The 22,722-nt window shown below is 48.4% G+C and carries 19 protein-coding genes and 5 tRNA genes; 19 read left to right on the plus strand and 5 right to left on the minus strand.

Going from position 1 to position 22,722, the window contains the following annotated elements; all coding sequences use genetic code 11:
* Window positions 1–5: 5 nt before the first annotated feature.
* On the minus strand, window positions 6–1,295 hold the full coding sequence (rhlB, locus tag U0008_RS00765; protein ID WP_025802099.1) for an ATP-dependent RNA helicase RhlB: 1,290 nt from the start codon (window positions 1,293–1,295) through the stop codon (window positions 6–8).
* Between the two features lie 168 nt (window positions 1,296–1,463).
* Here rhlB and trxA point away from each other — a divergent pair, with 168 nt between their 5' ends.
* The 19 genes from trxA (at window position 1,464) to U0008_RS00860 (ending at window position 17,657) form a co-directional block, all read left to right on the plus strand.
* Window positions 1,464–1,790, plus strand: a complete 327-nt coding sequence (gene trxA, locus U0008_RS00770; protein WP_004089255.1) for a thioredoxin TrxA — start codon at window positions 1,464–1,466, stop codon at window positions 1,788–1,790.
* A gap of 446 nt (window positions 1,791–2,236) precedes the next feature.
* Complete coding sequence (gene rho / locus U0008_RS00775; protein ID WP_008815829.1) at window positions 2,237–3,496, plus strand: transcription termination factor Rho; 1,260 nt, start codon at window positions 2,237–2,239, stop codon at window positions 3,494–3,496.
* A gap of 280 nt (window positions 3,497–3,776) precedes the next feature.
* Window positions 3,777–4,871 carry a UDP-N-acetylglucosamine--undecaprenyl-phosphate N-acetylglucosaminephosphotransferase gene (gene wecA, locus U0008_RS00780; protein ID WP_043490200.1) on the plus strand — a complete coding sequence of 365 codons (1,095 nt, stop codon included), beginning with the start codon at window positions 3,777–3,779 and terminating at the stop codon, window positions 4,869–4,871.
* A 12-nt stretch (window positions 4,872–4,883) separates the two neighbouring features.
* A complete protein-coding gene (gene wzzE / locus U0008_RS00785; protein WP_043490203.1) occupies window positions 4,884–5,942 on the plus strand; it encodes an ECA polysaccharide chain length modulation protein in 1,059 nt (352 codons plus the stop codon).
* Between the two features lie 76 nt (window positions 5,943–6,018).
* On the plus strand, window positions 6,019–7,149 hold the full coding sequence (wecB, locus tag U0008_RS00790) for a non-hydrolyzing UDP-N-acetylglucosamine 2-epimerase (RefSeq protein ID WP_025802107.1): 1,131 nt from the start codon (window positions 6,019–6,021) through the stop codon (window positions 7,147–7,149).
* Window positions 7,146–8,408 carry a UDP-N-acetyl-D-mannosamine dehydrogenase gene (gene wecC, locus U0008_RS00795; protein WP_025802109.1) on the plus strand — a complete coding sequence of 421 codons (1,263 nt, stop codon included), beginning with the start codon at window positions 7,146–7,148 and terminating at the stop codon, window positions 8,406–8,408. Before wecB ends, wecC begins: the two co-directional genes overlap by 4 nt.
* Window positions 8,399–9,469: a dTDP-glucose 4,6-dehydratase gene (gene rffG, locus U0008_RS00800; RefSeq protein WP_172625137.1), complete on the plus strand. Its 1,071-nt coding sequence runs from the start codon at window positions 8,399–8,401 to the stop codon at window positions 9,467–9,469. Before wecC ends, rffG begins: the two co-directional genes overlap by 10 nt.
* Before the next feature lie 75 nt (window positions 9,470–9,544).
* Complete coding sequence (rfbA, locus tag U0008_RS00805; RefSeq protein ID WP_043490205.1) at window positions 9,545–10,426, plus strand: glucose-1-phosphate thymidylyltransferase RfbA; 882 nt, start codon at window positions 9,545–9,547, stop codon at window positions 10,424–10,426.
* Window positions 10,404–11,129, plus strand: coding sequence for a dTDP-4-amino-4,6-dideoxy-D-galactose acyltransferase (gene rffC / locus U0008_RS00810; protein ID WP_043490207.1), 726 nt, complete (start codon window positions 10,404–10,406; stop codon window positions 11,127–11,129). The genes rfbA and rffC overlap by 23 nt, the downstream gene beginning before the upstream one ends.
* A gap of 4 nt (window positions 11,130–11,133) precedes the next feature.
* Window positions 11,134–12,264: a dTDP-4-amino-4,6-dideoxygalactose transaminase gene (gene rffA / locus U0008_RS00815; RefSeq protein ID WP_043490209.1), complete on the plus strand. Its 1,131-nt coding sequence runs from the start codon at window positions 11,134–11,136 to the stop codon at window positions 12,262–12,264.
* Window positions 12,264–13,514, plus strand: a complete 1,251-nt coding sequence (gene wzxE / locus U0008_RS00820) for a lipid III flippase WzxE (protein WP_043490211.1) — start codon at window positions 12,264–12,266, stop codon at window positions 13,512–13,514. Before rffA ends, wzxE begins: the two co-directional genes overlap by 1 nt.
* Window positions 13,511–14,596 carry a TDP-N-acetylfucosamine:lipid II N-acetylfucosaminyltransferase gene (locus U0008_RS00825; RefSeq protein ID WP_043490214.1) on the plus strand — a complete coding sequence of 362 codons (1,086 nt, stop codon included), beginning with the start codon at window positions 13,511–13,513 and terminating at the stop codon, window positions 14,594–14,596. Before wzxE ends, U0008_RS00825 begins: the two co-directional genes overlap by 4 nt.
* Window positions 14,593–15,969 carry an ECA oligosaccharide polymerase gene (wzyE, locus tag U0008_RS00830; RefSeq protein ID WP_043490215.1) on the plus strand — a complete coding sequence of 459 codons (1,377 nt, stop codon included), beginning with the start codon at window positions 14,593–14,595 and terminating at the stop codon, window positions 15,967–15,969. Before U0008_RS00825 ends, wzyE begins: the two co-directional genes overlap by 4 nt.
* The gene (gene wecG, locus U0008_RS00835; protein WP_043490217.1) at window positions 15,969–16,715 is read left to right on the plus strand and encodes a lipopolysaccharide N-acetylmannosaminouronosyltransferase; all 747 of its coding nucleotides are present in this window, start codon (window positions 15,969–15,971) and stop codon (window positions 16,713–16,715) included. Before wzyE ends, wecG begins: the two co-directional genes overlap by 1 nt.
* A 256-nt stretch (window positions 16,716–16,971) precedes the next feature.
* A tRNA-Arg gene (locus U0008_RS00840) sits at window positions 16,972–17,048 on the plus strand.
* A gap of 99 nt (window positions 17,049–17,147) precedes the next feature.
* Window positions 17,148–17,223 (plus strand) — tRNA-His (locus U0008_RS00845).
* A gap of 15 nt (window positions 17,224–17,238) precedes the next feature.
* A tRNA-Leu gene (locus U0008_RS00850) sits at window positions 17,239–17,325 on the plus strand.
* A gap of 87 nt (window positions 17,326–17,412) precedes the next feature.
* Window positions 17,413–17,489: transfer RNA gene (locus U0008_RS00855), tRNA-Pro, on the plus strand.
* Between the two features lie 91 nt (window positions 17,490–17,580).
* Window positions 17,581–17,657: transfer RNA gene (locus U0008_RS00860), tRNA-Pro, on the plus strand.
* Window positions 17,658–18,367: 710 nt separating this feature from the next.
* Here U0008_RS00860 and hemY read toward each other — a convergent pair.
* Genes hemY through hemC form a run of 4 tightly spaced genes read right to left on the minus strand, consistent with a single transcriptional unit; the run spans window position 18,368 to window position 22,472 of the window.
* Window positions 18,368–19,573 (minus strand): protoheme IX biogenesis protein HemY, encoded by a 1,206-nt coding sequence (gene hemY, locus U0008_RS00865; RefSeq protein ID WP_025802125.1) that lies wholly within the window; start codon window positions 19,571–19,573, stop codon window positions 18,368–18,370.
* Between the two features lie 2 nt (window positions 19,574–19,575).
* On the minus strand, window positions 19,576–20,754 hold the full coding sequence (gene hemX / locus U0008_RS00870) for a uroporphyrinogen-III C-methyltransferase (protein WP_043490220.1): 1,179 nt from the start codon (window positions 20,752–20,754) through the stop codon (window positions 19,576–19,578).
* A 21-nt stretch (window positions 20,755–20,775) separates the two neighbouring features.
* Entirely contained in the window at window positions 20,776–21,516 is a 741-nt protein-coding gene (hemD, locus tag U0008_RS00875) for a uroporphyrinogen-III synthase (RefSeq protein ID WP_025802128.1), read from the minus strand.
* Window positions 21,513–22,472: a hydroxymethylbilane synthase gene (gene hemC / locus U0008_RS00880; RefSeq protein ID WP_043490264.1), complete on the minus strand. Its 960-nt coding sequence runs from the start codon at window positions 22,470–22,472 to the stop codon at window positions 21,513–21,515. Before hemC ends, hemD begins: the two co-directional genes overlap by 4 nt.
* Window positions 22,473–22,722: the final 250 nt, after the last annotated feature.

Genomic DNA, 22,722 nt, shown 5'->3' on the forward strand with positions numbered 1-22,722 from the left:
AATAATTAACTCGTACGTTTACGGCTTTGACGCATCGAACCGTTGTTACGGCGCGGGCCTGAGCTACGGCGTTGGCCGTTGTTACTCCGAGGGCGAGTTAATCGCTTCGGCGCAGGTAAATCAGTTAGCAATGCATCGCTGTTGTACTTACTTACTGGAATTGAATGCTCAATGTAGGTTTCAATTGCCGGTAAATTTAATACATATTCTTCACACGCTAGCGTGATGGAATAACCGCTTTCGCCAGCGCGGCCTGTACGGCCAATGCGGTGAACGTAGTCTTCGCAGTCATCAGGTAAATCGTAGTTAAAGACGTGTGTAACCAGTGGAATATGTAACCCACGTGCCGCAACGTCGGTCGCAACCAGAATATCCAGATTGCCTTTGGTGAAATCATCAAGAATACGCAGGCGTTTTTTCTGCGCTACATCACCGGTCAGCAAACCAACGCGATGTCCGTCTGCGGCTAAGTGGCCCCAGATGTCTTCACAGCGGTGTTTGGTATTAGCGAAAATAATGCAGCGATCTGGCCACTCTTCTTCTATTAGCGTTTGCAGCAAACGCATTTTTTCTTCATTAGAAGGATAAAACAGCTCTTCTTTAATACGGTGACCCGTTTTTTGTTCTGGCTCGACTTCAATATATTCGGCGTTGTTCATGTGCTCGAAAGCCAGCTCACGCACGCGGTATGACAGCGTGGCAGAGAACATCATATTGAGGCGCTGATTGGTCGCAGGCATGCGACGGAATAGCCAGCGGATATCTTTGATAAAGCCCAGATCGAACATGCGGTCAGCTTCATCAAGAACCACAACCTGAATACAGGCTAGGTCGATATGGCCCTGTTTCGCATAATCGATAAGACGACCGGTGGTGCCGATCAGGATATCAACGCCGCTTTCGAGCACTTTAAGCTGTTTGTCATAGCCGTCACCGCCGTAAGCTAAGCCTAATTTAAGGCCAGTTTCATGCGCTAAAGCTTCAGCATCGGAGTGGATTTGAACGGCTAACTCACGTGTCGGAGCCATAATCAGCGCTCTTGGCTGATTGGTTTTACGGTTCTCTGCGGCAGGGTGAGTAAGTAAATAATGGAAAGTTGACGCTAAAAAAGCCAGCGTCTTACCGGTGCCTGTTTGCGCCTGACCTGCAACATCACGCCCGTTCACTGTCAGGGGTAATGCGAGTGCCTGAATAGGCGTGCAGTTATGAAAGCCTTTAGATTCAAGGGCTTTGACCACCGTAGGGTGCAGGGCGAAGTCGGCGAACTTCTGTTCAGTTAAGTGTGTTTTGCTCATAGTGTCGTAGAATAACAGTTAACGCTATGTTCACGAAAGACGTTCACGAAAGTATTGCTTTACGAACGCGTATCCGTTGAAATAAAGTCAACCCTTTATTGGAAGGTGATCGGTCTAGTAGGTTAAGATTATACCAATAAAGGCAGACTTAATCCTGTGGAGTAGAACATGAGCGATAAAATTGTTCACCTGAGTGACAATAGCTTTGATACCGATGTATTGAAAGCTGAAGGCCCGATTCTGGTTGATTTCTGGGCAGAATGGTGCGGTCCATGCAAGATGATTGCTCCGATTTTGGATGAAATCGCGACTGAATACGAAGGTAAGTTGACCATTGCTAAGCTGAATATCGATGAAAACCCGGCTACGGCGCCGAAGTTTGGCATCCGCGGTATTCCAACCCTGTTACTGTTTAAAAACGGTGCAGTGGCTGCGACTAAGGTCGGCGCTTTGTCTAAGACTCAATTGAAAGAGTTCTTGGACGCGAATCTGTAATCATCATAATGCGTTCTTTATGATGTTGTTTAGCGGTTAGTCGTTTTCTTGCGACTGACCGCTAGACGTCCGCGAATAAGCGTGTTAAGTTTAATCACACTGCAATACAGTACATACCTGTAGTTTGAATCATAAAGTTAGAATCTAAGTTTTATTCTGTTTTGAGACCTCTGTGTTTTAACCCCATAGTGCGGCCTTTTCAAAGTATTGCGGCCATCACAGCTGGGGAGCAGCAAGCTAAAACATAGGTTTTAAACCGTACGGCACCTTCATATCATCAATGAGTACACGCGAATTGGATCTGCAATCTTTTCTCATGTGTGCGATTTATCCGCGCTGTAATCCACATCGGGTGTTATGAAAGTCCACAAACAGGCATGGATGACCCCTGTCATACCATTCACAATACGTTCGAGATATACCCCGAGTTTAAAGAACCCACCATTATGAATCTTACCGAATTAAAGAACACGCCGGTTTCAGAGCTAATTACTCTTGGCGAAAACATGGGCCTAGAGAATCTGGCCCGTATGCGTAAACAGGACATCATTTTTGCAATCCTGAAACAACATGCAAAAAGCGGCGAAGACATCTTCGGTGACGGGGTGCTAGAAATATTGCAGGACGGATTTGGTTTCCTCCGTTCTGGTGATAGTTCCTACCTTGCTGGCCCTGATGATATCTACGTTTCTCCAAGTCAAATCCGTCGCTTCAACCTTCGCACTGGCGATACTATTTCTGGTAAAATCCGCCCACCGAAAGAAGGTGAACGCTATTTTGCCCTGTTGAAAGTTAACGAAGTTAACTACGACAAACCTGAAAATGCCCGCAGTAAAATCCTGTTCGAAAACCTTACACCTCTACATGCAAACTCTCGTCTTCGTATGGAACGCGGCAACGGTTCTACCGAAGATTTGACTGCACGCGTGCTGGATCTGGCATCGCCTATTGGGCGTGGTCAGCGTGGCCTTATCGTGGCTCCGCCGAAAGCGGGTAAAACCATGCTGCTGCAAAACATCGCACAAAGCATTGCCTACAATCATCCAGATTGTACGTTGATGGTTCTGCTGATTGATGAGCGTCCTGAAGAAGTAACCGAAATGCAGCGTTTGGTTAAAGGTGAAGTTATTGCTTCTACCTTTGACGAACCAGCTTCCCGCCACGTTCAGGTTGCTGAAATGGTTATCGAGAAGGCGAAGCGTCTGGTTGAGCATAAGAAAGACGTTATCATCCTGCTTGACTCCATTACTCGTCTGGCTCGTGCTTATAACACCGTGGTTCCTGCGTCAGGTAAAGTACTGACCGGTGGTGTGGATGCAAATGCCTTGCACCGTCCAAAACGCTTCTTCGGTGCTGCGCGTAACGTGGAAGAGGGCGGTAGCCTGACCATTATCGCCACCGCGCTGGTCGATACCGGTTCTAAAATGGATGAAGTTATCTATGAAGAATTTAAAGGTACCGGCAACATGGAACTGCATCTTTCTCGCAAAATTGCAGAAAAACGTGTCTTCCCAGCGATCGACTACAACCGCTCTGGTACACGTAAAGAAGAGCTTTTGACTACATCAGAAGAGCTGCAGAAAATGTGGATCCTACGTAAGATTATTCACCCAATGGGCGAAATCGATGCGATGGAGTTCCTCATTAATAAACTTGCGATGACGAAAACGAACGACGATTTCTTCGATATGATGAAGCGTTCTTAATTTTCAGATAACTCGGGGAAACGCCATGTTAGAGATAACATGGCGTTTTTCTCATTTAACGGATACGCTTGTTCACTAAAATAGGTGTTAGTACACTAAGCGCCGCGATGATGGCGTCTGTTCTGCTTAATGCTTGATGCATCACGTCAACTTTGCAGTTCATGTGTTATCACATGGGAATTGTATGTGTGACGGTGTACTATCCATCGATACCAAATTTTATGGCATTGTTTAGCAAACTAATTCTTTTGTTAGCAATAAACACAGAGAGCAGTTAACCGTGAATTTACTCGATATGAGTATGAGCCTTTTCCTTATTTTCCTATTCTCATTTGCGTTCTTGTTTTTTGCTCGAAAAGTCGCAAAAAAAGTAGGATTAGTTGATAAGCCTAACTATCGCAAACGCCATCAGGGGTTAATTCCTTTGGTCGGTGGTATTTCTGTTTATGCGGGCATCTGTTTTACTTTCCTCTTTTTCCAGCCTTACATACCTCACGCTAAACTCTATCTAATTTGTGCCGGTATCTTAGTGTTTGTCGGGGCTTTGGATGATCGCTTCGATATTAGCGTGAAATTCCGAGCCACGGTTCAAGCGCTGATTGCTGTGGCGATGATGGTGTATGGCGGGTTGTATCTCATGACGCTTGGCCATGTGCTAGGGCCTTGGGAATTAAACCTTGGGCCATTTGGCTATGTCGTGACGCTGTTTGCCGTGTGGGCTGCGATCAACGCATTCAACATGGTTGATGGGATTGATGGTTTGCTGGGGGGCTTATCCTGCGTGACCTTTGGCGCGATGGGGATTTTGCTTTTCCAAGATCATCAAGGCGATCTGGCTCTGTGGTGCTTTGCCATTATTGCGGCGATTTTACCTTATATCGTGTTAAACCTCGGTCTCTTAGGCCGTCGGTATAAAGTATTTATGGGTGATGCTGGTAGCACCTTGATTGGCTTTACAGTGATTTGGATCTTGCTGCAAAGTACACAAGGTAAATCCCATCCGATGAACCCAGTGACTGCTTTGTGGATGATTGCGATCCCGCTGATGGATATGATTGCGATCATGTACCGCCGATTACGCAAAGGTATGAGCCCCTTCTCTCCAGACCGCCAGCATATTCATCATTTAATTATGCGTGCCGGTTTTACGTCTCGTCAGGCTTTCGTTCTCATTACCGTTGCCGCTGCACTTTTAGCTGGTATTGGTGTTTTGGGAGAAAAGCTGCCGTTTATGCCTGAATGGGGAATGTTGGCATTATTCTTGCTTGCATTTTTCATGTACGGGTACTGTATTAAACGCGCGTGGCGTGTTGCTCGTTATATAAAGCGTATGAAGCGACGACTCCGTAACGCAGCACAGCGCAAAAAAGCTTAACCTGATGTAGTGATGGGTATTGAGACAATGTCGAATCAGAACGAAATGCTCGTTGAAAACGAGTTAGATATTCGCGGGTTATGCCGCACCCTTTGGCAGGGCAAAACGTGGATTATTGGTATGGCTGCGGCCTTTGCTATCGTAGCAATACTGGTTTCGTTCCTGATGAAGCAAGAGTGGAGCGCAACTGCGATTACCGATAGGCCAACGGTTAACATGCTGGGTGGCTATTATTCACAGCAGCAGTTTTTGCGTAACCTTGATCAGCGAAGTGGTGCTAACGCAACACAAGAGCCAACTATTGCAGATGAAGCCTATAATGAATTCATTATGCAACTTGCCGCATACGATACTCGCCGTGATTTCTGGCTACAGACCAAGTATTACCAAGAGCGTAAAGAGGGTGATGCCAAAGCCGATGCCGCGTTATTGGATGAGCTGGTCAATAACATCATTTTCCTGCCGCGTGATGACGCGAAGAAAACTAATGACAGCGTTAAGTTGATTGCTGAAACGGCGGCTGATGCGAATCAGTTACTGCGTCAGTATGTTGCTTTTGCTAGCCAGCAAGCGGCGGGCCACTTGAATGAAGAGATTCAAGGCGCGTGGGCCGCTCGAACCATTTCGCTCAAAGCTCAGGTTAAACGTCAGGAAGAAGTGGCTTCGGCTATTTACCAACGCGAAGTGAAAGGGCTTGAGCAAGGTTTGAAAATTGCCCAACAGCAAGGGATCAGCAGTTCACGCACTGATACTCCTGCTGAGCAGCTTCCTGCGGCCGACTTATTCATGCTGGGGCGCCCAATGTTGCAGGCTCGGTTAGAGGCATTGCAGGCATCAGGGCCAAGCTACGATCTCGATTATGATCAAAATCGTGCCATGCTAAATACTCTGAATGTTGGGCCTACATTAGACGGCAAATTCCAAACCTATCGCTACCTACGAACTCCAGAAGAACCGGTAAAACGCGATAGTCCTCGCCGCGGATTTATGTTGGTGATGTGGGGAGCGATTGGCGCGTTGGTTGGCGCTGGTTTTGCCTTGGTAAGGCGAACCCGTCCGCAAGTTATCTGAATTCATCCTATTGGGCACCGAAAGGTGCCCAAACTACGGCTAATGGTCGTAATTTACTGATAAAAAGAGATCTACAGTGAAAGTATTGACTGTATTTGGAACCCGTCCTGAAGCCATTAAAATGGCACCGCTGGTTCACGCTTTGGCCAAGGATAGTGCCTTTGAAGCGAGAGTTTGCGTAACCGCTCAGCATCGCGAGATGTTAGATCAAGTATTGCATCTATTTAGTATCGTACCTGACTATGACCTTAATATTATGAAACCGGGTCAGGGGTTAAGCGAAATAACCTGTCGTATTCTTGAAGGTTTGAAGCCGGTATTAGAAGAGTTTAAACCTGACATCGTATTGGTTCACGGCGATACCACCACCACGATGGCCGCGAGCCTAGCCGCTTTTTACCAGCGTATTCCTGTTGGTCACGTTGAAGCTGGTTTACGCACCGGCAATTTGTATTCGCCGTGGCCAGAAGAGGCGAATCGTACGTTGACAGGCCATATGGCCATGTTCCACTTTGCGCCAACGGAAACGTCCAAACAGAACCTGATTAGAGAAGCGATCTCCGATAAAAATATCTTCGTAACGGGTAATACCGTTATTGATGCATTGATTTGGGTGCGCGACCGTGTGTTTAGCGATGATGAACTGAGAGAAAGTCTCGACCAACGTTATCCATTCTTAGATAAAAACAAGAAGATGATTCTCGTTACTGGGCATCGTCGTGAAAGCTTTGGCGGCGGTTTTGAACGTATTTGCAGCGCTTTGGCTGAGATTGCTCGCACCCATCCTGAGGTGCAAGTCGTTTACCCCGTGCACTTAAATCCGAATGTGAGCGAGCCTGTTAATCGGATTCTACGTGGGATCGATAACGTGATTCTTATCGATCCACAAGATTACCTGCCTTTCGTCTATCTCATGAACCATGCCTATATGATCCTGACAGACTCTGGTGGTATTCAGGAAGAGGCTCCATCGCTGGGTAAACCCGTGTTGGTGATGCGAGATACGACCGAACGCCCAGAAGCGGTAGATGCAGGAACGGTGCGCCTCGTAGGGACGGATACTCAGGATATATTAGAACAAGTCAGCCGGCTTCTCACGGATGAAGAGGAATATCATGCGATGAGCCGTGCACATAACCCGTATGGCGATGGACATGCCTGTCAGCGCATCCTTGAAGCCCTAAAAAATCATCAGGTGACGTTATGAGTTTTGAAACTATCTCTGTTATTGGCTTGGGATACATTGGTTTACCAACAGCCGCTGCATTTTCCTCACGCCAGAAGAAAGTGATTGGCGTAGATGTGAACCAGCACGCCGTTGATACCATTAATCGCGGCGCTATCCACATTGTGGAGCCAGATCTAGACAAAGTCGTTAAGCAGGCCGTTGAAGGTGGCTTCCTACGTGCTGTAACCAAACCGGAAGCGGCAGACGCTTTTTTGATCGCGGTTCCTACGCCATTTAAAGGCGATCATGAACCCGATATGGTTTTCGTTGAGTCTGCGGCAAAATCTATTGCGCCAGTGCTGAAAAAAGGCGACTTGGTTATTCTCGAGTCTACTTCACCTGTCGGTGCCACGGAGCAAATGGTTGCTTGGTTGGCTGAGTCTCGCCCTGATTTAACCTTCCCGCATCAAGTTGGGGAAGCGGCAGATGTGAATATTGCCTACTGCCCTGAGCGTGTATTGCCGGGTAAGGTGATGGTTGAGCTGATCCAGAATGACCGTGTTATTGGTGGAATGACGCCAAAATGTTCCGCACGAGCCAGCGAGCTTTATAAGATATTCCTCGAAGGTGAATGCGTAGTAACGAACTCGCGCACCGCTGAAATGTGCAAATTAACGGAAAACAGCTTCCGCGATGTGAATATTGCCTTCGCTAATGAACTGTCGTTAATTTGTGATACTCAGGGTATCAACGTTTGGGATTTAATTGCCCTTGCCAACCGCCATCCACGCGTCAATATTTTGCAGCCTGGCCCAGGTGTTGGCGGACACTGCATTGCGGTTGATCCTTGGTTCATTGTTTCTCAGAACCCTCAGCAGGCGCGCTTAATCCATACCGCACGTTTGGTGAACGACGGTAAACCGCTATGGGTGGTTGACCGCGTTAAGGCCACCGTTGCTGATTGCTTAGCTCAATCTGGCAAACGCGCCGCTGAAGTTAAAATTGCCTGCTTTGGATTGGCCTTTAAGCCTGATATTGACGATTTACGCGAAAGCCCGGCGATGGAAATTGCCCATATGATTTCCGAGTGGCACGTGGGTAAAACGATGGTCGTTGAACCAAATATTGAGCAGTTGCCGAAAAAACTGATTGGTCATGCCGAGCTGGCTACCATTGATGATGCGTTACGTGATGCGGATGTGATCGTAATGCTGGTTGATCATAAACAGTTTAAAGCAATCCCTGCTGAGCAAGTTGTTCAGACTTACATCGTTGATACTAAAGGTGTATGGAAGTGAAACGCATTCTTGTAACCGGCGGCGCTGGATTCATTGGTTCGGCCGTTGTACGACATATCATTGCAGATACGAATAACAGCGTGGTTGTGGTTGATAAGCTGACCTATGCTGGCAATTTAGAATCCCTCACGCCTGTAGCCGATAACGAGCGCTATTCGTTTGAACAGGTTGATATTTGTAACCGCAATGAGTTGGATCGCGTTTTTGCCCAGTATCAGCCCGACTATGTCATGCATCTGGCCGCTGAAAGCCACGTCGATCGTTCTATTGACGGCCCTGCTGATTTTATCGAAACCAACATCGTTGGCACTTATACGATGTTAGAGGCCGCTCGCCAGTACTGGAACGGGCTTGATGCATCGCGCAAAGAAGCATTCCGTTTCCATCATATTTCTACCGACGAAGTGTATGGCGATCTGCATGGCACCGACGATTTCTTCACAGAAACTACGCCATATGCACCTAGCAGCCCATATTCGGCGTCGAAAGCATCCAGCGATCACCTAGTCCGCGCTTGGTTACGGACCTATGGTTTCCCGACCATCGTGACCAACTGTTCGAACAACTATGGCCCATATCATTTCCCTGAGAAGCTAATTCCGTTGATTATTCTCAACGCATTAGCGGGCAAGCCGCTGCCGGTTTATGGCAATGGAGCCCAGATCCGTGATTGGCTGTATGTTGAAGATCACGCGCGTGCGCTGTATTTAGTGGTTACTGAAGGTGCGATTGGCGAAACCTATAACATCGGTGGTCACAACGAACGTAAAAATATCGACGTCGTGAAAACCGTTTGTGCTCTTCTGGAGGAACTTGTTCCTAGCAAACCAGAAGGCGTTGAGCACTATGCTGATTTAATTACCTATGTGACCGATCGCCCTGGGCACGATATGCGTTACGCCATTGATGCCGCCAAAATTGAGCGTGAGCTCGGCTGGCGACCTCAAGAAACCTTTGAAAGCGGCATTCGCAAAACGGTTCAATGGTATCTGTCTAATGAGTCATGGTGGAAGCGCGTGCAGGATGGCTCTTACGCCGGTGAGCGCTTGGGTCTGCAATAATTTCACCATTGAAATAAGGTTCACTGCTCTTTGGTTAATCTTATCGCTGTGGCTGTTTCATGAAAGGCATGATTTATGAAAGGAATAGTTCTAGCAGGCGGTTCTGGCACGCGTTTACATCCAATCACTCGTGGTGTGTCTAAACAGTTGCTGCCAATTTATGATAAACCGATGATTTATTACCCTATATCAGTCTTAATGCTGGCAGGGATTAGAGATATTCTGATTATTTCTACTCCTGAAGATTTGCCCTCATTTCAGCGCCTGCTTGGCAGTGGTGAAGAGTTCGGCATTAACCTGAGTTATGCAGAACAGCCTAGTCCTGATGGTTTAGCACAGGCTTTTTTGATAGGGGAGGAGTTTCTTAACGGAGAGCCTTCCTGTTTAGTTCTGGGTGATAATATCTATTTTGGGCAAGGTTTTAGCCCTAAGTTGCGTAACGTAGCAAAACGCCAGCATGGTGCTACGGTATTTGGTTATCAGGTTATGGATCCTGAGCGTTTCGGTGTTGTTGAATTCGATGACGAATTTCGTGCACTTTCTATTGAAGAGAAGCCAGAACACCCTAAATCAAACTGGGCAGTCACTGGGCTTTATTTCTATGATAATCAAGTAGTTGATATAGCGAAACAGATCAAGCCCTCTAAACGTGGCGAGTTGGAAATTACCAGCATCAACCAGGTTTACTTAGAGCGAGGTGAGTTGAGCGTTGAATTACTCGGCCGTGGCTTTGCTTGGTTAGATACTGGAACTCACGACAGTTTGATTGAAGCAAGTACGTTTGTGCAAACGGTTGAAAAGCGTCAGGGTTTTAAAATAGCGTGTCTTGAAGAGATTGCATGGCGTAATGGTTGGCTTGACGATGATGGTGTGAAACGTGCAGCTCAACAACTGGTTAAAACGGGTTATGGCAAGTACCTAATGGATCTATTACATGTGCGTCCACGCCAGTATTGAACCCTTGGCGTGGGAGAGTGAATATTTTCATCTCCGCACCGCCAAGTTAGCTTTTTCAACGGCGGCTCCAATATTAACAACGGCTGATTTTCAGCCGTTTGATATTGTGCAGGCCAAAATTCCCGCAGACCGAGTCGCGCTGGCGGATGACTTAGCAAATCTAGGTTTTCGTCTGGTTGAGGGAGAAATTGATCTTTCTCTTCCTATAGAAAAAGCCCAACTTGGCACGGAACCTGCTAATTCACCGCCGATGGACTCTTCTTGTCGCATTGCGTCTGCTGAGGATATTCCTTGGCTACGGACTCAGGCCGCTCAGGCTTTCGCGCTCAGTCGCTTTCGGGCGCCTTGGTATCAAGCAGACGATAGCGCACGTTTTTACGCCGAGTGGGTGGAAAAAGCCGTGCTGGGCACCTTTGACCATCAATGCCTGCTAGTTCTGAATGCACAGATGAAACCCGCGGGTTTTGTCACCCTGCGAGCTCTTGATAATGGCGAGGCCAGAATTGGTCTGCTGGCGGTTGCGCCAGAGTGTAGCGGTCTTGGCGTTGGCAGGCAGTTAATGCTATTGGCACAAAATTGGTGTCGGGATAAAAACTTGTCGCGTCTGCATGTTGCAACGCAAATTGGCAATATTCCGGCTTTACGGCTTTATATTCGCAGCGGTGCCGTGATTGAAAGCACGGCCTACTGGCTATACAGGTGAACACATGATTCCATTTAATGCTCCTCCAGTGGTAGGGACCGAACTTGAGTATATGCAGGCTGCGATGAGCAGCGGCAAGCTGTGCGGTGACGGTGGTTTTACCCGCCGTTGCCAGCAGTGGATGGAACAACGCTTTGGCAGCGCTAAGGTGTTGCTGACGCCTTCGTGCACCGCCTCTTTGGAAATGGCTGCGCTGCTGCTCGATATTCAGCCTGGCGACGAAGTCATCATGCCGAGTTTTACCTTTGTTTCCACGGCTAACGCGTTTGTGCTGCGTGGTGCGACGGTCGTGTTTGTCGATCTGCGTCCAGATACGATGAATATCGATGAAACCAAAATTGAAGCCGCTATTACGGATAAAACGCGCGCGATTGTGCCGGTTCACTACGCAGGCGTAGCCTGTGAAATGGACACCATTATGGCGCTGGCGAAAAAATATAATCTGTTTGTAGTGGAAGATGCTGCTCAGGGTGTGATGTCGACTTACAAAGGTAAAGCGCTGGGCTCCATTGGTCATATTGGTTGCTTTAGCTTCCATGAAACCAAAAACTACACTGCTGGTGGCGAAGGCGGCGCGACGCTGATTAACGATCCTGCACTGATTGAGCGTGCTGAAATTATCCGCGAGAAAGGCACCAATCGTAGCCAGTTCTTCCGTGGCCTCGTCGATAAATATACCTGGCGTGATATTGGCTCTAGCTATTTGATGTCTGACCTACAGGCTGCTTATTTATGGGCTCAGTTGGAAGCCGCTGAGAAGATCAATCAGCGCCGTTTGCAGCTTTGGCAGAATTATTATGATGCGTTTTTACCGTTAGCTAAAAAGGGCAAAGTTGAGCTGCCATCCGTACCAGATGATTGCCAGCAAAATGCGCACATGTTTTACCTTAAGCTGAATGATATTGAACAGCGTTCGGCGTTTATCAGCTATCTGAAAGAAGCCGAAATCATGTCGGTATTCCACTATATTCCGCTGCATGAATGCCCGGCCGGCGAGCGTTTTGGCCATTTTGCTGGAGAGAATAACTTCACCACCAAAGAGAGCGAGCGTTTAGCCCGTCTACCGCTGTTCTATAATATGTCTGACGTTAACCAACGTACGGTGATCAACACGATCCTGAGTTTCTTCGGCTGATGTCATTAGCAAAAGCATCTCTTTGGACGGCAGGCTCTACGCTGATAAAAATCGGGGTAGGGCTGTTGGTCGTAAAACTGCTGGCGGTCTCTTTTGGCCCCAGCGGTGTGGGTCAGGCGGGGAACTTCCGCCAGATGGTGACCGTTTTGGGCGTTCTGTCTGGTGCAGGTATTTTTAACGGTATCACCAAATACGTGGCGGAATACCATCAGCAGCCAGATCGTTTAAAAGCGGTCATGGGTACTTCTTCCAGCATGATTTTAGGGTTCTCGACCCTACTGGCGGTGGTGTTCCTGATAGCGGCTGAACCGATAAGCGTAGGTTTATTCGGGCACGCAGACTATCAACCAATAGTCCGCGCCGTGGCGTTTATCCAGATGGGGATTGCCTACGCCAACTTCTTCATGGCGGTGCTAAAAGGTTTCCGTGATGCACGTGGCAACGCGCTATCGATCATTGGCGGTAGTTTGCTGGGGGTGGTGGCGTACTATCTCTGCTATGCGTTTGGTGGCTATCCTGGCGCATTGGCTGGGCTGGCACTGGTTCCGGCCATCGTGGTGATCCCTGCGGCGTTCATGCTATTTAAACGCCAACATATACCGCTAAATTATTTTCGTCTCGGCTGGGATAAAGCCATTGCGAGTCATTTGGGCAAATTCACTATCATGGCGCTCATCACGTCGGTGACGCTGCCGGTGGCCTATGTGATGATGCGAAATCTGCTTGCTCGGTACTATGGCTGGGATGAAGTAGGGATTTGGCAAGGCGTTAGCAGTATTTCAGATGCCTACCTGCAATTTATTACGGCTTCCTTTAGCGTTTATCTGTTGCCGACGCTGTCGCGGTTGGTGAGCAAACATGAGATCAGCCGTGAAATTACGCGCTCTCTTATGTTTGTATTACCGGCGGTGGCCGCAGCGAGTTTTACCGTGTGGTTACTGCGCGATTTTGCCATTTGGTTGCTGTTTTCTAATAAATTTACGGCGATGCGCGATCTCTTTGCTTGGCAATTGGTCGGCGATGTATTGAAAGTCGGTTCTTATGTTTTTGGCTATTTAGTGATTGCCAAAGCATCGCTGCGTTTTTATGTCATGACCGAAGTTAGCCAGTTTATCTTGCTAACCGGGTTCTCGCATTGGCTGATCCCGCAGCATGGCGCTCTTGGGGCAGCTCAGGCATATATGGCGACTTACATCGTCTATTTCCTGCTCTGCACATCTGTATTCTTGATTTATCGTAGACGGGCATGACGACACTGATTCACGTTCTGGGATCGGATATCCCACACCATAATATTACCGTGCTGCGCTTCTTTAATGACGTGCTGAGTGAACGTGTGCCCGAGGGGCAGGCGCAACACTTTATGATTGCTGCACGCGATACATCGGCTTTTAGCGCGTTTGATAAACTCGATATTGCCGTTTGGCCCGATAAAAAAAGTTTAGCTGAAGCGGTCATTAAGCGAGCTCAAGCCGATCGTTCGGTGCGTTTCTTCCTGCATGGCCAATTTAATCCCACGCTATGGATTGCGATACTGATGGGGAAAATCAAATCGTCACAGGTGGCGTGGCATGTTTGGGGCGCAGACCTGTATGAGGATGCGACCAGCTGGAAATTCCGCCTTTTCTATTTGCTACGACGAGTGGCTCAAGGGCGAATTGGACACGTATTTGCTACGCGTGGTGATTTAATCCATTACCAGCAGCGCCATCCTCGTGTACCCGCCTCTTTGCTCTATTTCCCTACGCGTATGGATCCCGCGTTGACGCTGGAGAATCCAGCAAAATCACCGGATGGCCCGCTGACTATTTTAGTGGGGAACTCGGGCGATCGGACGAATCGTCATATTGAAGCGTTGGAATCCATCAAAGAGCAGTTCGGTGACCATAACCACATCATTATCCCACTGGGCTATCCGGCGAATAATGATGCTTATATTGCTCAAGTGAGAGACGCGGCTGAGCGTTTATTCCCTGCGGAGAATGTACAGCTCCTAACTGAGCAGGTGGCTTTTGATGATTATCTCAATATCTTGCGCCGCTGTGATTTGGGCTATTTCATTTTCAATCGCCAACAGGGGATTGGGACTTTGTGCCTGTTGATTCAGTTTGGGGTGCCGTTTGTTTTGAGTCGTCAGAATCCATTCTGGCAGGATCTGGCCGAGCAGCATTTACCCGTTTTGTTTTACGGTGATTCGCTAGACCCAAGCGTGGTGCGTGAAGCGCAGCGACAGATGAGCGGGGTCGATAAGGGCCAAATTGCGTTCTTTAATCCAAACTATATTGATGGCTGGCAGCAAGCATTAGCCATTGCTGCAGGAGAGCAGGTATGACTCTAGCGCAATTAGGCGGGCTTTCGCTGGTCTACTTTTTCTCGGTCGTTTTCGTTCTATTTTTGACCTACAAAGAGTTTCGCCGCGTACGTTTTAACTTCAATGTTTTCTTCTCATTGCTGTTTTTGCTGACGTTTTACTTTGGGTTCCCACTAACCTGCGTGCTGGTATTCCGGTTTGATGTGACGATTGTTCCCGTTGAATATCTGCTTTATGCCCAGCTTTCAGCAACGGCATTTTATGCCATCTATTATGTTACCTATAAAACCCGCCTAAGGCCGGTACAGAAGGTTAACGTTGAACGTTCAATGTTCAGTGTTAACCGTGTCGAAGCGCATTTGACATGGATTCTGCTGGCATTGATTGCGATTGGCACCGTTGGCGTGTTCTTTATGAACAACGGCTTCTTGCTATTCAAGCTGCATTCATACAGCCAGATTTTCTCTAGCGATGTATCGGGCGTGGCGCTTAAGCGCTTCTTCTATTTCTTCATTCCCGCCATGCTGGTGGTTTACTTTCTCAAGAAGGATCAGCGTGCGTGGCTGTTCTTTTTAGTGAGCACGGTAGCATTTGGTATTCTGACCTACGTGATTGTGGGGGGAACCCGCGCCAATATTATTATCGCTTTTGCGCTGTTCTTATTTATCGGCATTGTTCGCGGCTGGATCACGCTGTGGATGCTGGTGGCTGCGGGGGTTTTAGGCGTCGTCGGTATGTTCTGGCTTGCGCTTAAACGCTATGGCATGAACGTTAGCGGCGATGAGGCGTTTTATACGTTCTTATACCTCACGCGAGATACATTCTCGCCGTGGGAAAACTTAGGCTTACTGCTGCAGAATTACGACAAGATTGAATTCCAAGGGTTGGCGCCGATCATCCGTGACTTCTATGTTTTCATCCCAAGTTGGATGTGGCCGGGGCGTCCCGATCAGGTATTCAATACCGCCAACTACTTCACCTGGGAAGTGTTGAACAACCATTCCGGGCTGGCTATCTCGCCAACGCTGATTGGTTCTTTGGTCGTGATGGGCGGTGTCGCGTTTATTCCGTTGGGTGCCGTTGCAGTGGGCATGATTATTAAGTGGTTTGATTGGCTCTATGAAAAGGGCAAGCGCGAACCAAATCGCTACAAAGCCGCAGTGATGCAGGCATTTTGTTTTGGTGCGGTATTTAACATTATTGTGCTGGCGCGTGAGGGTGTGGACTCCTTTGTTTCGCGAGTGGTGTTCTTTTGCCTGATCTTTGGGCTGTGCCTACTGCTGGCAAAACTACTTTATTGGTTGTTTGATAGTGCTGGGTTGATTCGACAGCACGTACGCCGGAATCGTACACCACGGGCTACGGCTCCGGTTGAAAAGGTATTACAAGGATAATGAACATGCAGACGACAAACCCCATTCCTAAATATGACATCAGGGGTATTGAGCTTTGGGGCTTCCGTGATATGCCGCACTTTCTTGAGCACCTATTTGATGACGGTGAACTGAAGACTGGTACTTTGGTTGCCATCAATGCTGAAAAGGTCATGACCGCTGAAGTGGATAAGCCTTTGCGCGACCTGATTGGTGCGGCGGAGTATAAATATTGCGATGGCATCAGCATGGTTCGTGCGATACGCCGTAAATATCCAAACGCGAATTTAAGTCGCGTAGCGGGTGCTGACTTGTGGGAAGCCATAATGCAGCGTGCGGGAGAACGTGAAATACCGGTATTCTTGATCGGTGGTAAACCAGAGGTTCTAGCTGAAACAGAAGCTAAGCTACGTCAGCAATGGAACGTAAATATCGTGGGTAGCCAAGATGGCTACTTTAAACCAGAAGACCGTGCGGCGTTGTTTGAGCGCATCCGTTTGAGTGGCGCAAAGATTGTGACCGTCGCGATGGGCTCGCCTAAACAGGAAATCCTAATGCGCGACTGTCGTAACGTTTATCCCGATGCACTTTATATGGGAGTCGGTGGAACCTACGACGTATTTACTGGACACGTTAAACGAGCGCCTAAAGTCTGGCGAGAGTTTGGCTTGGAGTGGCTTTACCGCTTACTGTCGCAGCCTACACGTTGGCGCCGTCAGCTGAAGCTGCTTAAGTTTTTAGGGTATTACTACGGCGGTCGTCTATAGCCAGCAGATCAAAGGGGCTTTTAGCCCCTTATTGTTGCCACTTTTATCTGCCAGCGGTATGTTCATTCGTCAGTGACGTCATGGATGAAAATCCATCGATAGCGGATAAACACTGATGATTTGATAGAAGTCGTAGAGTAAAGCGTCGACTTTTGCGTCAGAATGCGCAAAGTCTAATCAAACGCAATATTTATGACAAAAAGCACTAGACAGCATGGCACCAAGTCCGTAATATCCGTTCCCGCAACGGCGCTAAGCGCCCGTAGCTCAGCTGGATAGAGCGCTGCCCTCCGGAGGCAGAGGTCTCAGGTTCGAATCCTGTCGGGCGCACCAGTTTTATAAAAAGCTTTTTATTGAGCTTTGTGTGCAAGAGCTGCGGTGGTATTGAGGTAGTATGTAGTACAATACGATACCGCGTTAGAAGAATTGATGGTGGCTATAGCTCAGTTGGTAGAGCCCTGGATTGTGATTCCAGTTGTCGTGGGTTCGAGTCCCATTAGCCACCCCAGATTTAAGTGGCATTGCGAAGGTGGCGGAATTGGTAGACGCGCTAGCTTCAGGTGTTAGTGTTCTTACGGACGTGAGGGTTCAAGTCCCTCTCTTCGCACCACAACCAATCTAGAATTGGTAAATCTGTGAGTAGTAAAATGACTGAGGTCATTTAGCAGTACGAACTCTTGGTAGTCTAAAGAGTTATCGGCGAGTAGCGCAGCTTGGTAGCGCAACTGGTTTGGGACCAGTGGGTCGGAGGTTCGAATCCTCTCTCGCCGACCAATTTATGAAAGTGATTCCTACAAAGAAATCTTTTTCAGACAGCTAGAAAACCATAATGTGAAGTTGGCATTATCGGTGAAAAGAATTGTATCGGCGAGTAGCGCAGCTTGGTAGCGCAACTGGTTTGGGACCAGTGGGTCGGAGGTTCGAATCCTCTCTCGCCGACCACTCTTGAGAAAGACCCCGCAATGCGGGGTTTTTTTTCGTCTAAAATATCTCCTTCTTTTGCACCATGTCCTATGAACCACTCAGTGATAGCTCTATCGTTTTATTTCTATTTAGCCTGTTGATTTAAAGAGACTATTTTTAACTCGTTGGCTATTCACGACAAAGGCCATATGTGATGTCTCTGAATTGAGACTTATAACTCATTAATTTAATTGAATAAATAATAATGAAGGTAATGGTGTCGTTTTTAGACGACATTTTATAGACTGAATATGAGTTCTACTATTTAGAACCACGATCTGAGCGTTCAATTCACTGAAATCCCAACGTGCTATAAAAATGTAGCCACGCCTAAAGCCTCAGGCTTATCGAATCATGGAAAAATACGGTTTAAATTCCGTATAGAAAAAACTTGGCACGCCATGTGCATTAATTATCACGTAGATGCTCATTCACCTCCTTATGCTTGCGAAAGCTTCATAAACCTCCGAATGATGCAGAGCCAATTTACGGTGTCTATTGTCCGATTCTGATGATAGTGGTCTTGACCCTTCATCAAGCTACGGGCGTAACGTTGAGTGAGACACCAATCAGTTGTCCTAAGATCTGATTGTCCTTTTAAGCACTTGCCTTTTGGCAGGTGTTTTTTTTGCCTAAAATAGAGCAATAAAAAAGCCCGCATAGCGGGCTTTTAATAAGTGAAGCAATTGTTAGGATGGATTCGCAGGCTGCTCTTGTTTAAGCGTCAATAGCAATCCGTCACGTCGCATCTGCGCCGCTTCTTCTGGGCGGTGCAGTTTATCAAGTACGTCAGCCAGCCACGCGTAGTCGTAGGCGTCAGGACGCTGCTTCAGCGCGGCACGAAACGCATCGCTTGCCTGCTGCCATTCACCATGACGCATCAAGAGCTGACCCAAAGTGCTGTTAAGCAGCGCGCTTGCGCCGTGCTGCTTAATTTGCTGATTCAACAGTTTTTCCAACTGCTCAGGATTACCCGATTTCAGTTTTGGCATCAACAACACTAAACGTTCGTCAAACTTACGCTTCAAACCATCAACTAGAATTTGTTGAGCTGTATCGTGATCGTTGCATTCAATAAGATGCTCAATCATGGCCACCTGCAGCGCTGTTTCATGGCGTGTTTTACGGCTCTGGTCATTCCACCAACTCTTCAGCTCGAGGCTACCGCCGTTGGCCATACGTTCGTTCATTAGGCCAATGTAAGCTTGAAGTTGCAGCTTTTGGATCTCTTCATCGTTATACACGTTGGCTTTTGCCAAGCTCGGCAAGATCTCAAGCAATGACTGATATGCCTGCGTTTTAACATACGCCTGCTCGGCTAAACGAAGAACCTCGGGGTGGCGCGGAGCTACGTTAAGCAGTGCATCTACGCCGTGGCGGGCAGCATGATTTTCACCACGCGCCAACTGAATACGTACTCGGGTAATATCGACAGGCAGCTGGTTGCTATCAGCAACTTCTGACGCGCGTTCCAAATACTGGTTTACGCGTAGGTCATCACCGCGCTGCTGAGCGGCTTCTGCGGCCAGTAAATAGTTAACGACAGGCTGTTCTGCGTGATCCGCATTGCGTGAAAGCAGTTTTTCAACCTGAGTGTAATCACCCTCGGCTAACTTCATTAAGCCTTCACGTGTTTGTTTGCGAGCGCGAGTACGCTTGCGGCCAACAAACCAACCACGAGTGCGGGCACCGGTGCGGAATACGCGGCGCAGCACCCATTCAATCGCGAAAAGCACAACGATCAGCAGGATCAACATGATCACTAGCGATGTGACGCTGGTTTCAATGTTGTAGGTATCCGTTTGGATAAGAACATAGCCTTGATGACCAGCAAACATCGGCCCCAGAACGATCCCTGCGATCAGGATAATAAACAGCAATAAAACTTTAAGCATGTCTATTCCCCCTGCGTTGCGGGTGCTGCGGCTGGCACAGAAGGTGTTGCCATCAAATTACGCACGCGGGTTTGCATCAGCTTTTCCAACAACGGCTGGCTTTTCAGCTCTGTAGGAACATCCATATTGATGGACTGTTGGCTGAGTTCATCCAACTGGCTTAAGAAGGCTTTGGTTGTCGGGTCGTTCATGTCGAAGTAGGCACGTACCCACGTTGAGACAGTTTCAAGCGACTGTTGATAAACCTCGTTTTGATGGCGAGGAACAGCCTGTGCGGCAACCAGAAGGCGAGAACGAATATTTTCGCGTAGATAGACGTCCTGATTTGGGGCTAACAAAGGTTCGGCACTGCTATCACGACGGCGCACGGTAATAAATTCCGACATAAAGTTATGCCAGCTTTTCACCAGATTCTGTCGCCATTCGGTCAGTGAACTCGATACTTCACCATTGTCTTCATCCATCGGCGCTTCGTCGGTGTTGTTATCTGCCAAACGCAGATCGTCAACTTGGTTTGAGAGCTGATTCAGCTTGAGAATAATGCCATCGAAGTCAATTTGGCTAACGCTGGCCAGCGAGGCAATGTCTTCGGTAATGGCGCGGCGAACGTCAATCAGGCTTGGGTCATTCATTTCAGCCAAGCTTTCATCTGCGCTTTTCAACAATGCGCCCGCGGTCGTCACATCCTGATCGCTCCACAGCTTGCGGCCCGCAAGCTTGACGAGGAAGTCAGCCTGAGCCAGCAGCCAGTTTTTCGCATCACTACCGGAAATTGCGGCCACTTTCGCTTCCAGCTCTTTTAGCTGCTGCGACTGCGAGGTTTGCAACTGATCGGTCACGCTGAGCGCTTTGTTTTGCTGGTTGATCAACGCATTAATGCGCAGCTTTTCTTGAGCCTGTTCGGTATGCAATGCGGTCAGTTGGTCGCTGAGCTCATTGTTTTCAGCTTGTTGAGCCAGAGCTTGCTGATGGCCGTGATAATACAAGCCTGCGCCGAGAGCGATTGCTATAACGATAGCGATAGCACCGAGCACCGGCCCTTTTGCGGATTCTTTTTTCACAGTTTTAGCGACCTGCTCACCAGAAGTATTGTTATTGAGATTAGATGCTGGCTGGATCTCGTGTTCAGTCGCGGTGTTCGTTTCCTCAACCTTTTCAGGCGGGGTTGTCGGTTCCGTCATCTTGGCACTTCCCATAGTCAGTTATTGTAGCGCGCGGATCAGCGCGTCATTATCAGCACTTTCAGCTACCTGAATGTCTTTCCAGCCCAATTCCTGGGCGAGGGTAGCCAACCGTTCGCTAACCACAATCAAGCGGCAATGTAGTAACCACATTTGCCGATCGTAATCAGGAACTAAATCATACAGTTGTTGCAGCATTTCGCCACTTGTCACGACCAGCGTTGAAATGCCCTGTCGTCGCCAATGTGCGCTTTGCTCTGCACCATTATAGTGGATAGCACAACGTTGGTAGCATTCTGACAGTGTTACGCTCACGCCGCGTTGGGTCAATGTTTCTGCCAACAGCTCTCGTCCACCGTTGCCGCGCAGAATTAATGCCTGCTTACCCGCGATATTTCTCAGTTCTGGTAGCAATAGCAAAGATTCAGACGTTTCGGGAGGTTGAGGGTAGGCAACCGGCAAACCTGTCGCCGTATGTAAACGCAGCGCGGTTGGGCGGCCAATGGCAAAATAGTTGAGTTCGCGTGGCCATGCTATCGCGGATCGTTGTAGATACGAATGCGCATAGCGTACTGCGTGCTTCGATAGAACAAAAACTAAATCGCCTTGCTGAAGCTGTGCCAGAAGGTCTGGTAGCGCAGCGAGGCCAGTTCCCGGAGTAAAATCGATTAATGGAGCATGATAGGCCGCTCGCCCTAGGGTTCGTAGTCTACTGACTAATTCCTCACCCGCAGGTGATGGGCGAGTTACCAGGATACTCATCGTGGCGTTTGTCCTTGATACACGTCGTCTAAAATTTCACGCGCGCCGCGCTCTAGCAGTTCTTCTGCTAGCGAAACACCTAATTCAGCCGCCTGAGCGCGTGGCCCACGGCGTTCGCCACGAATAATCAGAGTGCCATCAGGCTTGCCCACCAACGCTCGTAGCCATATTTCGTCGCCATTAAGCTCTGAATAGCTGCCGATAGGAACCTGACAGCCGCCTTCTAAACGCGTGTTCATGGCGCGTTCAGCGATAACTCGAGTCGCGGTATCGCTATCGTTTAACGGTGCGAGCAAGGCTTGGGTTTTTGCATCGTCCAATCGACATTCGATGCCGACGGCGCCTTGGCCTACGGCTGGCAAGGATTGTTCTGGTGGTAATGCATAGCGGATACGCTCTTCAAGCTCTAAGCGTTTTAAACCGGCAGCGGCCAGAATAATGGCATCGTAGTCGCCGTTATCCAGTTTGGCTAATCGCGTACCCACGTTGCCACGAAGATCGCGAACGATCAGGTCGGGACGAATTTCTCTAAGCTGGCACTGGCGGCGCAGGCTTGATGTGCCGACGATACTGCCTTCAGGAAGATCTTCAAGTCGAGCATACTTCGGTGACACAAAAGCATCGCGTGGATCTTCGCGCTCGCAGATAGTCACAAGCCCCAAACCTTCAGGAAAAGCGACCGGCACATCTTTCATTGAGTGAACGGCAATATCCGCGCGTCCGTCCAGCAAAGCAAGCTCCAACTCCTTGACGAACAGGCCTTTGCCACCAACTTTTGCCAGTGGTGTATCTAATAAAACGTCACCACGCGTCACCATAGGCACCAGTTCCACGGTCAAATCCGGCCAATGGGCCTGTAGATGATCGCGCACATAATAGGCTTGCCATAACGCCAGCGGGCTTTGTCGGGTGGCGATACGGAGGATCTGATGTGGCTGAGGGGTTATTTCTAGCATGTGAATATCCATTTTTATCCTATGCTTCATCCTATCATTTTGTTCGCAAACGTGCAGCGCTGGAACCTAATGGCTGTTTGGCGGGAAAATAATCAGGAAGGAGAATGGATGAAATAGTCGGTAAGATCAAAGACAAGAAAGACGCAACAATAAGTGTGTGGCTTTACATACTTTACGGTCAACCAGCAAGGTGTTAGATTGATCACGTTTCCAGCAATTTCTTATTAAAACATTTCTTACCAGAAAAACG

Origin of the sequence: Hafnia alvei (assembly GCF_034424155.1) — a bacterium.
In the GTDB taxonomy this organism is placed as follows: Bacteria; Pseudomonadota; Gammaproteobacteria; order Enterobacterales; family Enterobacteriaceae; genus Hafnia; species Hafnia alvei.

Coding starts and splice junctions, on each gene's coding strand:
- rffG (WP_172625137.1), top strand. CDS start 8,399: ATGGAAGTGAAACGCATTCTTGTAACCGGCGGCGCTGGATTCATTGGT.
- wecG (WP_043490217.1), top strand. CDS start 15,969: ATGAACATGCAGACGACAAACCCCATTCCTAAATATGACATCAGGGGT.
- wzyE (WP_043490215.1), top strand. CDS start 14,593: ATGACTCTAGCGCAATTAGGCGGGCTTTCGCTGGTCTACTTTTTCTCG.
- rfbA (WP_043490205.1), top strand. CDS start 9,545: ATGAAAGGAATAGTTCTAGCAGGCGGTTCTGGCACGCGTTTACATCCA.
- hemX (WP_043490220.1), bottom strand. CDS start 20,754: ATGACGGAACCGACAACCCCGCCTGAAAAGGTTGAGGAAACGAACACC.
- rhlB (WP_025802099.1), bottom strand. CDS start 1,295: ATGAGCAAAACACACTTAACTGAACAGAAGTTCGCCGACTTCGCCCTG.
- wzzE (WP_043490203.1), top strand. CDS start 4,884: ATGGGTATTGAGACAATGTCGAATCAGAACGAAATGCTCGTTGAAAAC.
- rffA (WP_043490209.1), top strand. CDS start 11,134: ATGATTCCATTTAATGCTCCTCCAGTGGTAGGGACCGAACTTGAGTAT.
- hemY (WP_025802125.1), bottom strand. CDS start 19,573: ATGCTTAAAGTTTTATTGCTGTTTATTATCCTGATCGCAGGGATCGTT.
- hemC (WP_043490264.1), bottom strand. CDS start 22,472: ATGCTAGAAATAACCCCTCAGCCACATCAGATCCTCCGTATCGCCACC.
- hemD (WP_025802128.1), bottom strand. CDS start 21,516: ATGAGTATCCTGGTAACTCGCCCATCACCTGCGGGTGAGGAATTAGTC.
- U0008_RS00825 (WP_043490214.1), top strand. CDS start 13,511: ATGACGACACTGATTCACGTTCTGGGATCGGATATCCCACACCATAAT.
- rffC (WP_043490207.1), top strand. CDS start 10,404: ATGTGCGTCCACGCCAGTATTGAACCCTTGGCGTGGGAGAGTGAATAT.
- trxA (WP_004089255.1), top strand. CDS start 1,464: ATGAGCGATAAAATTGTTCACCTGAGTGACAATAGCTTTGATACCGAT.
- wecC (WP_025802109.1), top strand. CDS start 7,146: ATGAGTTTTGAAACTATCTCTGTTATTGGCTTGGGATACATTGGTTTA.
- rho (WP_008815829.1), top strand. CDS start 2,237: ATGAATCTTACCGAATTAAAGAACACGCCGGTTTCAGAGCTAATTACT.
- wzxE (WP_043490211.1), top strand. CDS start 12,264: ATGTCATTAGCAAAAGCATCTCTTTGGACGGCAGGCTCTACGCTGATA.